Genomic DNA, 13,448 nt, shown 5'->3' on the forward strand with positions numbered 1-13,448 from the left:
GTTGCGAATTATCAAAGACGGTAATCGCATACTTAATAGGACAATTCCTAATTTTTGGCACGAATCAGTCGTTTCCGTCCTATCCGACGACGCCGCCCCACTAGACTGGACCAAATCCAGAGGCGACGGCATCATACGGGCCCCGATAAGACGAAGGTCATGCCGTGTGGAGGCGCGAGCACGCCGAGGAGCAGATCGTACGGGTATTGAAGCAGGCGAAACTGGGCGCAGTGGTCGTGGACGCGTGCAAGAAGATGAGCGCCAGCGTCGCAACGTTCTATAACTGATGGAAGCAATGCGAGGGCCTCGTACAGAGCTTGTCCTGTGTGCAGAGACGTTCTCCATACGGTTTGGACTTGCAGCGGAAGAAGTGCACGTGGATTATTGCGGGCGGATTAATATGTGGGGAGCCCCGCAGCTACGAGTCCCCATTCGCATATTCCGGGCACTTTCACCGCTCCGCAATGTGCGTATTGCGCTTCCTGGCGGCGATTTTAGTGTGCATGCCAATCGATTTTCGAGGGTTATGTCCGACCATGTTCAATATCCTCCTCGTTCCGCTGGACGGCTCACCGCAGAGTGCTCACGTCGTCGACCTGGCCAGTCGCGTGGCGGCGCCCGGTTCGGCAACCGTACATCTGCTATGCGTTGTCGACCCATCCTATGCGTTGCCTCCCGGTTGCGAGGACGGTATCGCGCCCGATGGCCTGAACTATCCGTGCGCACAAACGCAGACGCGTTCCGCGCAATCCATCCTCGCTGCAGCAGCGGCACAGCTTGCCGAGCGGAACGTTACGGTGCAGCAGCACTTCTGCGCGGGAGATCCGCCCGAAGTCGTCATCGAACAGGCCCGGAAGCTGACTGCCGAAGTCATTGTGATGGGACATCACCATTTGTCACGGCTACGCCGCTGGGCGAACAAGTCGACCTGCGGAATAGTCATCGACAAGTCGCCCTGTGCGGTGCTGATCGAAACCCGGGAGAAGGGCTAACCACAGGATCCTCGGCAGAGGAGCGTCCGTCTTGGCCGAATACGACCGTCGCTACCGGGGCTGCCCCGGAAGTTCGACACGGCGATGATGTCAACGATCGCCAGGCCTGCGTGGCGTTTCGGGATCAGCCATGAAGCCGTCGTACGTCGTTTCCGGCAATCCGATATTGGGGCGATCGCTTTGCGCCAGACAACGGATCATTGCGCGTTGATCGGATCAAACCGGCTGAACTGGCGCGGCGCTCCAGGCGAAGCGCCGCGCAACGCCGTCCCGATAACCCGCCACGCCTGACTGGAAATGAATACGGGCAAGATCCTGTCCGGCATCGCCATGGCCGTGCTATCCACGGCTTGCGCCGCTGCGGGCGTGGCTGGTACGTGCGTGCCGTCGTTCTCCGAGATCGACGTGAGGGATGGACTCGAAGTACGGACCCGCTGTGCTGTCTCCGCCCCCGCGCTCGCGCGCGTCACCGAACGCCTGAATGGCGCGGTGAAGCGCGACGGGCTCTCCGCCGCTCAGCGCGTTGCGCTGGCGAGGGCAGCCAATGTAATGCTGCACGCGGTCTACGCGCAGACAGACCACGGCGAAACCGCAAACGACTCCGCGTTCGTCAACTTCGAACCGATCCTCGAAGGCCTCGCATCGCAGATCAGGACGCACAGCGATTTCGGCGCCACGGCCGAAGCATCGACATGGAGCGCGCGTTATGAAAACCTGCTGCGCAGGTTGTCGATCACACACAGCGCGGATCCCAACGAACTTCAGCTCAGCGAAGCCGCGAGGCGCCTCGATCTGGACAACGCCCTTGCGCTACTCATGCGGCTCATCGCGCAAGCGCCCGATACCGCCCAACTAGCCGCAACCCGCAACTACGAAGCGGCGAGCATCGACCTGCTTCGCTTCATGCCATGGAACGCACTACCCTACCTGGCGAAAGCCTATGCGCTGCAACCCGACGATACGGACATCGCCGGCGCATTCGCCGACACGCTGCTAGTGCAGCATGAACCCGAGCGCGCAGAGCCGGTGTATCGCGCGCTGCTGAATCAGTACCGGATGCTTGCCCGTCAGAAGCCCGCCTCGTGGCAGCCGTCCATTGCGCGTACGTTCGGCAAGCTTGGCGGTCTGTACGTGATGCGGCAGCAGCAGAAGGAAGCCGAAGCCGCATGGCTGCACGCGCTCGAAATCTACTGGGCGCTCGCGCGTGTGGAGCCTTCGGCGTACGGTCCCGCAGTGGCCGACACGCTTGACAGCCTCGCCACCTTTTATCGCGACACACAACGTCTGCAGGAAGCGGCAGACGCATGGCGCGAAGCCCTGGCCCTCGACCGCGCACTGGCCCGGCAGGACCCGGCCACATACCGGCCCGCGGTCGCTGCCACGCTCAACGATCTCGGCATCCTCTACAGTGCGACGCAGCAAACGCAGGACGCGCAACGCGCCTATTTCGAAGCGCTCGGCATCGAGCGCGCACTCGTACACGACAATCCCGCCGCCTGGCGTCCAGCGCTTGCGCGCACACTCAATAACCTCGGGAACCTGTACAGCGCGAGCGGGCGGCTGCCCGAAGCCGAGCACGCTTACCGGGAGGCGCTGGACATCCGCCAAAATCTCGCGCGCGAGAACCCCGCGCTTTACCAGCCCGACCTCGCGCGTACGCTCGGCAACCTGGGCGTGCTGTATCGCCTCGAACAGCAGCCGGCCAAGGCACTGCAGGCGTATCAGCAGGCGCTGCAGATCGTTCACTCGCTTTCGCGCGACGCGCCTGCCGCGTACCAGCCTGACGAGGCGCGGATACTGAATAATATGGGCGTGCTCTACAGCCGCACGGGCAGGCCGCGCGAAGCGGAAGACGCATGGCGCCGTGCGCTGGATCTGTATCGCAAACTCGCACACGACGATCCATTGACCTGGCGGCAAGACGAAGCACGCACGTTGCGGAATCTGGCCGCGTTGCTCAGCCATACGCAACGTTCGGCCGAAGGCGACGAATTGAAACACGAAGCCGACGAGCTGATGGATTCGACGCGGACGCAATAGCTTGCGTGGCAAGCCCCAGGACGCCGCCAACCGGCGCTGCCATCGGTTGCCCCCTGGAACGCTGCGCGTCGTGACTCCAATACTTGAAAGCCTGCGCCGCTAGTCGACACGCCGCAGGTAGTCGCCGAGACGCGCCAACATGGCATCGCAGCCCGAGAGCTGCTGCACGCTCAGGTATTCGTCGGGTTTATGCCCCTGGTCCATGCTGCCGGGTCCGCAAACGAGCGTGGGGATACCCGCCTGTTTGAACAGCCCGCCCTCGGTGCCGAAGGACACCGTTCCGAACTCGGTGGAACCGCTCAGCAGTGCCGCCAGTCGCGCCGCCTCGCTATCGTGTTCCGTCGCGAGGCCCGGATAGGCGCTCAGCGGCTGAAAGCTCACGCCGGTGTCCGGGTGCGTCGCCCGCATCGCCGGGACCAACTCGCTCTCGGCATAGCGTTGCAGTTTGTCCGCAACCTCCTGGGCGTCGAAATCGGGCAGTGCCCGCACCTCGAAGTCGAATTCGCATTCGGCGGGCACGATGTTCAATGCGCGTCCGCCTTTGATCAGACCGGTTTGCACGGACGAATACGGCGGATCAAAGCGCGAATCGTGATATTCGCTGCGCGCCAGTTGCGTTCCGATCTCGCCCAGCCGGCCAATCAACCTCGCCGCATACTCGATCGCATTGACGCCATACGGCGCGTACGCGGAATGACACGCCGCACCTTTCACATGGCAGCGCATAGCGAGCTTTCCCTTGTGGCCCAGCACCGGCTTGAGCTCCGTTGGCTCGCCGATCAGGCAAAGCACCGGCTTGTTCGGGCGCCTCGCCAGTTCAGCCAGCATCGGGCGCACGCCCAGGCATCCCACTTCCTCGTCATACGAGAACGCAAGGTGCACTGGAATCTTCAGTTCCTTCCCGAGAAAGCCCGGCACCGCCGCCAGTACCGAGGCGATAAAACCTTTCATGTCGGCCGTGCCGCGACCGTACAGGCGGCCGTCGCGCTCGGTCAGACGGAACGGCTCCCTCGACCATGCCTGGCCGTCCACCGGTACGACATCGGTATGGCCGGAAAGCACGACACCGCCCCGGTCGCGCGGCCCGATCGTGGCAAACAGGTTCGCCTTGGTGCGATCGGCGTTATGGAAAAGCTCGCATTCCACGCCAAGATTCGCGAGGTACTCCTGAATGAATGCAATCAACGCCAGATTGGAATCGCGACTGACCGTAGGGAAGCCGATCAGCCGCTCGAGCAGTGCACGGCTCGACGCTTCATTCATCCCCTGGGACTCCATAGCTTGGTGCGGCAGTCGGATCCAGCGCACGGGTCAGATAGTCCTGCATTTGCGGACGATAGGCCTGCCAAAGCCGATCTAGCTGTGCGATGGGGTGTGCATCCGCCCAGTCGACCCGCAGGTCCACAATCGGCCAGGTCACGTCGCCCACCAGTTTGAGCGCGGCCGAATGCACTGGCCCGGCTTCGCCGCCTGCCGCGATCGCGCCGTGCATCGCCGCGAGCAGGCGATCGGCGAGTGCGCCCGGCGTGGTGTCGAATGCTTCGACCATGGCGTCGATGACGTTAGCGCCAGCGAGCATGTTGCCCGCGGCGACACATTGCTCGCCGGCCACCGCGTGGTACACGCCAAGCGCCTGCGCGCCGCTGAAGAACGCCGTACGGCCCTCGCCGTCGATCACCGTCACCTGCCGGTACTGGCTACCGGAATCGGCGGCGAGCGCATGCTCCAGGGCCATGGCCGGCGAAATCCGTTCGTTATCCAGAAGATCGAGAATCTGCGGACCGAGCGCGGGCAAGGTGACATTCTGGCTCGCCACCACGCCAACGCCCGCGCGCGCCCACGGGCAGCGCGCGCCGACCGCGATGCTCGACGAACTGATGGCAATGCCAAGCTGCCCGCTTTGTGCGCAGCGCCCGACGATTGAAAATGTCATGACGGAGTCCTCAATTGCGCTGCGGCTGCCAGCCATCCGGAATCACCGCGATGACGTCGATTTCCATGAGCCATTGCGGCTGGCCCAGCGCGGACACCACGAGGCCGGTGGAAATGGGAAACACGCCCTTGAGCCATTTGCCGACCTCCTGATACACCGGCTCGCGATAACGCGGATCGGTCAGGTACGTCGTGGTCTTCACAATATGGGACAAATCGCTGCCTGCTTCTTCGAGCAACTGCTTGACGTTCTTCATCGCCTGCTCGGCCTGGGCACGCGGGTCGCCGAGACCGACCAGCCGCCCTTCGAAGTCAGTCCCGACCTGACCGCGCAGATACACCGTGTTGCCGGCGCGCACGCCCTGGCAAAGATCGTTGTCCAGCGACTGGTTTGGATAGGTATCCTTGGTATTGAACATGCGGATGCGCGTATGCGTAGGCATCAGAGAACTCCCATTCCATTGACGTTTTGAACCTGCGTAGTGCGGCACCCAAGGGCGGGCGCGCGCACTTCCTCGATTGCTTCCTCGACCGCCTCCTCGCGTTGCGTCGCGTCGCGATAGGCGAGATATTTGCGTTGCGTGACGATATGGTCGGCAATGTGCTTCGCGTCGTGCCACACGCCCCAGATGAACGCCGACCCGCGCCGCGACAGCCATGGCAGCCCCAGAAAATAGATGCCCGGCTCGCTCGACACGCCGCGCTGATGCCGTGGCTTGCCCTTTGCATCGAAGGCATTCACCTGCAGCCAGCCATAGTCGACGGCGTAGCCCGTTGCCCAGACGATCGACGTGATGCCGGCAGCGGCCAGATCGAGTTCGAGAATGGGATAGGTGACGCAATCGGGGTCGGGCAGCGTCGCGCGGGCCTCGGGCTCCTCCGGCAGATCGAGCCCATTGCGCGCAATCCAGGCATCGGCGGCATCCAGCAGGGCGCGATAGTTTTCGTCGCCGCGCGCGAGATTGAACGCGAGATCGGATTCGAACCTCACGACGCCGTCATCGAACGACTTCGTGAGACCGACGAGCGTGATGCCCTGCCAGGCCAGCCTGCGGAAATCCACGGTATGGCCGCCGCGCGCGCCGCTCACGGCAATCGTCACGTGCTCCTTGCCCGGCACCACGGTTTCCGCGTCCCACTCGCCTAGCACACCCAGCCACCAGCAGAAGTCGCGATTGCGGTAGGCGCGCGGCGGACGATCGTGAGCGCCCACCGAAAGATAGACCTGCTTACCCGCGCGCTGCAACTCGTCGGCGATCTGCACCCCCGACGAGCCAGCCCCGACCACGAGCACGCCGCCCTCGGGCAACTGCTGCGGATTGCGGTAATCGGCGGAATGGATCTGCATGAGGTTCGCGCTACTGGGCGCGATCGGTGGAATCACGGGGCGCTGGAACGGCCCAGTCGCGACGACCACGCGCGCGGCCTCGATCACGCCCTCGCTGGTCTCGACGCTGAAGCCCGGGCGACCCGCATTGCGCACGACTTTCGTCACTTCCACGCCCGTGCGGATCGGCGCATTGAAACGCCGTGCATACGCCTCGAAGTAGTCCGCGATACGCTCTTTGGGCACGAATGCGTCCGGACCGAAACCTTCGAATTCCATGCCCGGAAAGCGATCGTGCCAGGCCGGCCCATTGGCCACGAGCGAGTCCCACCGGCCGGTGCGCCAACGTTCGGCAATGCGGTTTCGTTCCAGAACGAGGTGCGATATTCCGAGCTTCGTCAAATGCTCGCTCATGGCCACGCCGGCCTGGCCGGCGCCCACCACGAGCGTATCTACCGATACCTTTTCATTCTTCATGGCTGTTTCCTTCTGCAGGCGATTCGGGTCGTTTGCGCCTTCGGCGTCATCGCTCCAGATAGCCCAATTATTTTGCATGTCTAACCATATGACGAAGCCGGTCAGAAACGCTTCCGGCTCGCCTCTCATGATCGTGGCGCTCGAGCGCCATGGCGCATCGGGCGGCGCCACGGCCATGCCGTGGCGCGCGGTGTGCCCTCAAACGCCTCCGCTGGCCATCGCTTTTGCAGTCGCATCGACTGCCTGGCGCATCTTGTCGACCAGCTCATCGATTTGCGCGTGGTCGATCACGAGCGGCGGCGCGACGATCAAGCGGCCATTCGTCGAACGGACGATCACGCCAAGTTCGAAACCAACCGTGCGGCTATGCCAGGTCAGATCTGCTTCGTTCGAGAAGCGCTCGCGCGTGGCCTTGTCTTTCGCGAACTGGATCGCCGCCACCGCCCCCGCCCCTTGAATCTCGCCAATGAGCGGATGATCGGCAAACGCCTCGCGCAGCGCCTTCTGGAGGTACGGGCCGGTATCCGTGCGCGTGCGCTCGACGAGTCCTCCACGATCGAGCACGTCGAGGTTCGCGAGCGCCACGGCGGCGGCCACCGGGTGACCCGAATACGTCAGTCCGTGCGCGTAGACGCCACCCTGCTCCACGAGCGCCTCGCCCACACGCCGGCTCATGATGAGCCCGCCCATCGGCACATAGCCCGACGTCAGCCCCTTGGCAATGCAGATCAGGTCGGGCTCGAATCCGAAATATCGGTGTGCGAACCATTCTCCGGTACGCCCGAATCCGCCGATCACCTCGTCCGCGCAGAGCAGCACGTCGTATTGACGGCAGATACGCTCGATCTCCTGCCAGTAGCCTTCCGGCGGGAAAATCATCCCACCCGCACCCTGGAAGGGCTCGGCCACGAAAGCGGCGACGCGGTCCGCGCCCAGTTCGAGGATCTTGCGTTCGAGCGAGAGCGCGGCGGCCTTGCCGAACGCCTCCGGGCTCAGATCGCCGCCGTTGCCGTACCAGTAAGGCTCGTCGACGTGCGTGATATTCGGAATCGGCAGATCGCCCATTTCATGCATGAACGCCATACCGCCCAGCGAAGCGCTGCCGACCGTCGACCCGTGATAGCCGTTCACGCGCCCGATCAACACCTTCTTTTCCGGCTTGCCCATGACGTCCCAGAAGCGCCGCACGGTGCGGATCAGCACCTCGTTCGACTCAGAGCCCGAGTTGGTGTAGACGACGTGGCTAAAACGCCCGCCCAGCAATGCGAACAGCTTTTCCGAGAGTTCGATGACCGAAGGATGCGTGGTATGAAAGAACATGTTGTAGTACGAAAGTTCTTTCATCTGCCGCGTGGCGGCGTCGATCAGTTCCTGGCGGCCATACCCGACGTTGGTGCACCAGAGGCCCGACATGCCGTCGAGATAGCGATTGCCGTCGTTGTCCCAGAGGTGGACGCCGGCGCCTCGCACCATCACGCGGGGCCCTTCAGTATTCAGGGCTTTCTGATCGACGAACGCATGCAGGTGGTGCGCGGCATCGCTCTGTTGATAGTCACGTGTCGTGCGCTGCGGCAAGTCGTGTGCATTCATTTTTCGAAGCTCCAGGAAATGTTGCGGATCTGGCGAATTCACCAGGTGATCCAGGTTGTCTTGAGGCCGGTGTACTTGTCGAGTGCGTGCAAGGACAGATCGCGGCCAAAGCCCGATTGGCCAAAGCCGCCGAACGGCGTCTGCGCGCTGAGCGCATCGACCGTGTTGACGGAAACCGTGCCCGCGCGCAGGCGGCCCGACACGCGATGCGCGCGCGCGAGACTGCCAGTCCACAGCGAAGCGGCGAGGCCGTAGATCGAATCGTTCGCGAGCTGCACCGCTTCGTCCTCGGTGTCGAATGCGAGCACCGAGAGCACCGGGCCAAAGATCTCATCGCGCGCAATGGCATCGCCCGGTTTCACGTCGACGAAGATGGTGGGCTCGACGAACAGACCCTTGCCGTTCACCAGTGGCGCGCCGCCGCCGGCCGCGAGCGTCGCGCTCTGGCGCCCGCGCTCGATCCACTCGCGCACGCGTGCATGCTGGACCTGATCGACGATCGCGCCCATGCCGCTCGCGGGATCGAGCGGATCGCCCGGGTAGAAGTCGCGCGCGTGGGCGACGAGCCGCTCGACAAACGCGTCGTGAATCGAGCGCTGCACGAGCAGCCGCGAATTCGCCGAGCACACCTCGCCCTGATTGAAGAAGATGCCGAAGCAGGCCTTGCGTGCCGCGAGATCAAGGTCGTCCGTGTCCTCGAAAACCAGATTCGGACTCTTGCCGCCGCACTCGAGCCACACCTGCTTCATGTTCGACTGCCCGGCGTATTCGAGAAACTTCTTGCCGACTGCCGTCGAGCCGGTGAAGGCGAGCACGTCCACGTCGGGATGCAGGCCGAGCGCGCGCCCGGCCGTTTCTCCAAAGCCCGGCAAGACGTTCAGCACGCCGGGCGGCAAGCCGGCTTCGAGCGCAAGTTCGGCCAGACGCAATGCCGAAAGCGGCGACTGCTCCGCAGGCTTGAGGACGACGCTGTTGCCGGCGGCAAGCGCCGGCGCGACCTTCCACGCGACCATGTCGAGCGGGAAATTCCACGGCACGACCGCGCCAACCACGCCGAGCGGCTCGCGGGTCACGATGGCGAGATTGCCCGGATCGGTCGCGGCCACTTCGCCGGACAGCTTGTCCACCGCTTCGCCGTACCAGCAGAACAGGCTGCTGGCCGCGGGCACGTCGATATCGAACGCGTCGGCCACGCGCTTGCCCATGTTGAGCGAGTCGAGCAGCGCAAGCTCGGCGCCATGAACGGCGATCAGTTCGCCCAGGCGGCACAGCACACGCTTGCGCTCGGCGGGCGCCACCCGCGACCACACGCCCGATTCGAACGCGGCGCGCGCGGCGCGCACGGCGTCGTCAATATCGGCGGCTTCGCAGGCGGCCACATCGGCAATTACCGCGCCCGTGGCCGGATTGACGGCCGCGAAGGTCTTGCCGCTTCGTGCGGGCGTGAAGCGGCCGCCTATATGGGCATGCGTTCTCGGCGAGATGTCCGCGGCAAGTCGCTGCCAGTCGGCATAGCCGCGCACCGTTGCTGATGGTTGATTCACGAAATATCTCCGGTTTGGCGACGACGAAGGTTTGCATGGCCCTTCGCCTGAAATCGATGCGATCCATCTTGTTGGTCGAAGCCCAGCGGCCGCCGAACAGCACAACCAGGCACGACCGCACTTTGCCTGGGCAAAAAAAGAACATAAAGAACGGAATTTCTGGCTAGTGCATTGCTTTTTCCTATGCTGCTCGCCATAACCATCTGGCCATCACATGTTGCACCTTACATTTCCCTTTGTCCGCTGCGTTCTTTGTATAGCCAAAATCTATACATGGAGTAGAAAAACTATTTTTTTACCCCTCATTGGCCGGTGCTACGCTTCAGCCGTCGTTCGATGCGCAGCGCTTTGTACAAGGCCTTGCGCTCTCCTGAACCAACCGGCGTCGGGCCGCCAGTGCGGCCCGTACGACCCCAAGCGGCGGTGATCACGAATGGATGAAAGCAGCGGCATGCACGAGATCGATGATTTCCTGAAGAAGCATCGCGTGACCGAAATCGAGGCGATCATTCCCGACATGGCCGGGATCGCACGCGGCAAGATCATTCCGCGCAGCAAGTTCGAAGCGGGCGAATCGATGCGCCTGCCCCAGGCCGTGATGATCCAGACCGTGACCGGCGACTATCCCGAAGACGGCACGCTGACCGGCGTGACCGATCCCGACATGGTTTGCGTACCCGACCCCTCCACGCTGCGCATCATTCCGTGGGCCACCGACCCCACCGCGCAGGTGATACACGACTGCATGCATTTCGACGGCACACCGGTGGCGATCTCGCCACGCCACGTGCTGCGCCGCGTGCTCGAAAAGTACCGCGAGCAAGGCTGGAAGCCGGTGGTCGCGCCCGAGCTCGAGTTCTATCTCGTCGATGTGAACAAGGACCCGGACCTGCCGCTTCAACCGCCCGTGGGCCGCACGGGGCGCCCCGAAACCGGCGGCCAGTCGTACTCGATCGAAGCCGTCAACGAATTCGACCCCTTGTTCGAAGACATCTACGAGTACTGTGATATTCAGGATCTCGAAGTGGATACGCTGATTCACGAGATCGGCGCGGCACAAATGGAAATCAATTTCCTGCATGGCGACCCGCTCAAGCTCGCCGACCAGGTGTTCCTCTTCAAGCGCACCGTGCGCGAAGCCGCGTTGCGCCACCAGATGTACGCAACCTTCATGGCCAAGCCGATGGAGGCCGAGCCCGGCTCCGCGATGCACGTGCACCAGAGCGTAGTGGACGCGGAAACCGGCCGCAATCTCTTCAGCGCGAGCGACGGCCAGCCGAGCGATCTCTTCCATTCGTATATCGCGGGCTTGCAGGCCTACACGCCTGCGCTCATGCCGATCTTCGCCCCTTACATCAACTCGTATCGCCGCCTGTCGCGTTTCACCGCGGCGCCCATCGGCGTGCAATGGGGCTACGACAACCGCACGGTGGGCTTTCGCGTGCCGCATTCCGAACCGGCCGCGCGCCGCGTGGAAAACCGCATTCCGGGCGTGGACTGCAATCCCTACCTCGCGATCGCCGCCACGCTCGCAGCCGGCTATCTGGGCATGACGCAGGGCCTCAAGGCGAGCGCGCCGCTCGCGAGCGACGGCTATCAACAACGTTACCAGCTGCCGCGCAATCTCGAAGAGGCGCTCACGCAGATGAGCGGCTGCGCGCCGATCGCGCAGATGCTGGGCGAGTCGTTCGTCAAAGCCTACCTCGCGCTGAAGGAAACCGAATACGAAGCGTTCTTCCGCGTGATCAGTTCGTGGGAGCGCAGACATTTGCTGCTGCACGTCTAGTAACTTGCCGTTTCACATCCAGACCGATTTCACACGAGCATTAGCGGACACCGGCGTCCGCTTCCTTATCCCAAGGGGAAACATGATGATTAGCTATCCTTACTGGTGTCGTATTCGCCCCGCAATTTCGGCGGTCTCGCTTGCATCCGTCGCCGTCCTCGGCGCGCTGCAACCCGCCCCGGCCAGCGCCGCCGACACGCAACTGAACGTCTACAACTGGTCCGACTATATCGGCAAGGACACGATACCGGGCTTCGAGAAGCAATCGGGCATCAAGGTCAAGTACGACAACTACGACAGCGACGACACGCTGCAGGCCAAGCTGCTCGCGGGCAGCTCGGGCTACGACATCGTCGTGCCGACCTCGAACTACATGGCCAAGCAGATCCAGGCGGGCGTCTATTTGAAGCTCGACAAGTCGAAGATTCCCAATCTCTCGAATCTGGATCCGACCATCATGAAGATGCTCGCGGACGCCGACCCGGGCAATCAGTACGCGGCGCCTTATGCCTACGGCACCGACGGCATCGGCTACAACGTGCAGGCCGTGCAGAAGGCGCTCGGCACGAATGCGCCGGTGGATAGCTGGGCGCTCGTCTTCGATCCCGACAACCTTTCGAAGCTCAAGAGCTGCGGGGTATCGTTCCTCGATCAGGCCGTGGACGTGTTCGCCGCCACGCTGCAGTACATGCACAAGGACCCGAACAGCACGAACCCGGCCGACTACCAGGCCGCCTATGACACGCTCAAGAAGGTCCGGCCGTATATCACGCAGTTCAATTCGTCCGGCTACATCAACGATCTCGCGAACAACGATATCTGCGTGACGTTCGGTTGGTCCGGCGACGTGGGTATCGCGCATCGCCGCGCGCTCGAATCGAAACGCCCGTATGACATTCGCTTTTCGAACGTGAAGGAAGGCGGTTTGATCTGGTTCGACAGCATGGTGATCCCGAAGGACGCGCCGCACCCGGAAGCCGCGCTCGCGTGGATCAACTATATCGAAGACCCGAAGGTCAACGCCGGCATCACGAGCGAGGTGTTCTATCCGACGCCGAACACTGCGGCCCGGTCGTTCGTCACCGCGTCTGTCGCCAACGATACGAGCGTCTATCCGCCCCAGGATGTGCTCTCGAAAATGACGCTGCTAAAGTCGTTGCCCGCCAACATCCTGCGGTTGGAAAACCGCCTGTGGGCCCAGCTCAAGACGGGGCACTAACCGGCATCGCGCAACGCGGCTCGCCTCGCGGGCCGCGGCCTGCGGCTGCGCCCCGGCACACCATCGCGCCAGACCGCGCAGCCACTTTTCCCTTTCCGTTTGCCATACGCCACACCGCGCCCGCCTGAAGCGCGCGGCGCGTAGGGCGGCGCTCATCCGCCGCGCGGCAAACGGCCAGACTGGCATGGAGACACTGTGAATACGAACGCCACCATCCAACCCATTTCGCGGACGAAGACCGATTCGTTCATCCGCATCGAAAACGTCGTAAAGAAGTTCGGCGACAGCACCGCCGTGGACAACGTGAGCCTGAACATCGCCAAGAACGAGCTCTTTGCCCTGCTCGGCAGTTCCGGCTGCGGCAAGTCCACCCTGCTGCGCATGCTCGCGGGGCTCGAAACCGCCACCTCGGGCCGCATCTTCGTCGACGGCGAAGACCTCGCGACGCTGCCCCCCTACCGCCGCCCCGTCAACATGATGTTCCAGTCCTACGCGCTCTTCCCGCACATGAGCGTGGAGTCGAACGTCGCGTTTGGCCTGA

At 63.2% G+C, this 13,448-nt stretch carries 13 protein-coding genes; 7 read left to right on the forward strand and 6 right to left on the reverse strand.

Annotation, left to right across the window (positions count from 1 at the left end; genetic code table 11):
- Positions 1-164 precede the first annotated feature (164 nt).
- The 4 genes from VMJ11_RS24545 (at position 165) to VMJ11_RS24560 (ending at position 3,032) form a co-directional block, all read left to right on the forward strand.
- Positions 165-287: a hypothetical protein gene (locus VMJ11_RS24545; RefSeq protein ID WP_325622640.1), complete on the forward strand. Its 123-nt coding sequence runs from the start codon at positions 165-167 to the stop codon at positions 285-287.
- Between the two features lie 249 nt (positions 288-536).
- Positions 537-992: a universal stress protein gene (locus tag VMJ11_RS24550; RefSeq protein ID WP_325622641.1), complete on the forward strand. Its 456-nt coding sequence runs from the start codon at positions 537-539 to the stop codon at positions 990-992.
- An 84-nt stretch (positions 993-1,076) separates the two neighbouring features.
- Positions 1,077-1,283: a hypothetical protein gene (locus tag VMJ11_RS24555; RefSeq protein ID WP_325622642.1), complete on the forward strand. Its 207-nt coding sequence runs from the start codon at positions 1,077-1,079 to the stop codon at positions 1,281-1,283.
- A gap of 6 nt (positions 1,284-1,289) precedes the next feature.
- Positions 1,290-3,032, forward strand: coding sequence for a tetratricopeptide repeat protein (locus VMJ11_RS24560; RefSeq protein WP_325622644.1), 1,743 nt, complete (start codon positions 1,290-1,292; stop codon positions 3,030-3,032).
- A gap of 99 nt (positions 3,033-3,131) precedes the next feature.
- Here the strand turns inward: VMJ11_RS24560 and argE are convergent, their stop codons facing one another.
- From argE to VMJ11_RS24590, 6 genes are all read right to left on the reverse strand, one after another.
- Positions 3,132-4,295, reverse strand: a complete 1,164-nt coding sequence (argE, locus tag VMJ11_RS24565) for an acetylornithine deacetylase (RefSeq protein ID WP_325622646.1) — start codon at positions 4,293-4,295, stop codon at positions 3,132-3,134.
- The gene (locus VMJ11_RS24570; protein ID WP_325622648.1) at positions 4,288-4,965 is read right to left on the reverse strand and encodes a DUF1028 domain-containing protein; all 678 of its coding nucleotides are present in this window, start codon (positions 4,963-4,965) and stop codon (positions 4,288-4,290) included. Before VMJ11_RS24570 ends, argE begins: the two co-directional genes overlap by 8 nt.
- A 10-nt stretch (positions 4,966-4,975) precedes the next feature.
- The gene (locus VMJ11_RS24575) at positions 4,976-5,407 is read right to left on the reverse strand and encodes a RidA family protein (RefSeq protein WP_325622650.1); all 432 of its coding nucleotides are present in this window, start codon (positions 5,405-5,407) and stop codon (positions 4,976-4,978) included.
- Positions 5,407-6,768, reverse strand: a complete 1,362-nt coding sequence (locus VMJ11_RS24580) for an NAD(P)/FAD-dependent oxidoreductase (protein WP_325622652.1) — start codon at positions 6,766-6,768, stop codon at positions 5,407-5,409. The genes VMJ11_RS24575 and VMJ11_RS24580 overlap by 1 nt, the downstream gene beginning before the upstream one ends.
- Before the next feature lie 198 nt (positions 6,769-6,966).
- Complete coding sequence (locus VMJ11_RS24585) at positions 6,967-8,358, reverse strand: aspartate aminotransferase family protein (protein WP_325622654.1); 1,392 nt, start codon at positions 8,356-8,358, stop codon at positions 6,967-6,969.
- A gap of 38 nt (positions 8,359-8,396) precedes the next feature.
- Positions 8,397-9,902 carry an aldehyde dehydrogenase gene (locus VMJ11_RS24590; RefSeq protein WP_325622656.1) on the reverse strand — a complete coding sequence of 502 codons (1,506 nt, stop codon included), beginning with the start codon at positions 9,900-9,902 and terminating at the stop codon, positions 8,397-8,399.
- Positions 9,903-10,353: 451 nt separating this feature from the next.
- On the opposite strand from VMJ11_RS24590, the gene VMJ11_RS24595 reads away from it, so the two are divergent.
- From VMJ11_RS24595 to VMJ11_RS24605, 3 genes are all read left to right on the forward strand, one after another.
- Positions 10,354-11,688 carry a glutamine synthetase family protein gene (locus VMJ11_RS24595; RefSeq protein ID WP_325622661.1) on the forward strand — a complete coding sequence of 445 codons (1,335 nt, stop codon included), beginning with the start codon at positions 10,354-10,356 and terminating at the stop codon, positions 11,686-11,688.
- Positions 11,689-11,773: 85 nt separating this feature from the next.
- Positions 11,774-12,907 (forward strand): polyamine ABC transporter substrate-binding protein, encoded by a 1,134-nt coding sequence (locus VMJ11_RS24600; protein ID WP_414694464.1) that lies wholly within the window; start codon positions 11,774-11,776, stop codon positions 12,905-12,907.
- Between the two features lie 195 nt (positions 12,908-13,102).
- The coding region (locus tag VMJ11_RS24605; RefSeq protein WP_325622660.1) for an ABC transporter ATP-binding protein at positions 13,103-13,448 on the forward strand (346 nt) is incomplete at its 3' end.

Source organism: Paraburkholderia sp., from assembly GCF_035501035.1.
Classification (GTDB): domain Bacteria; phylum Pseudomonadota; class Gammaproteobacteria; order Burkholderiales; family Burkholderiaceae; genus Paraburkholderia.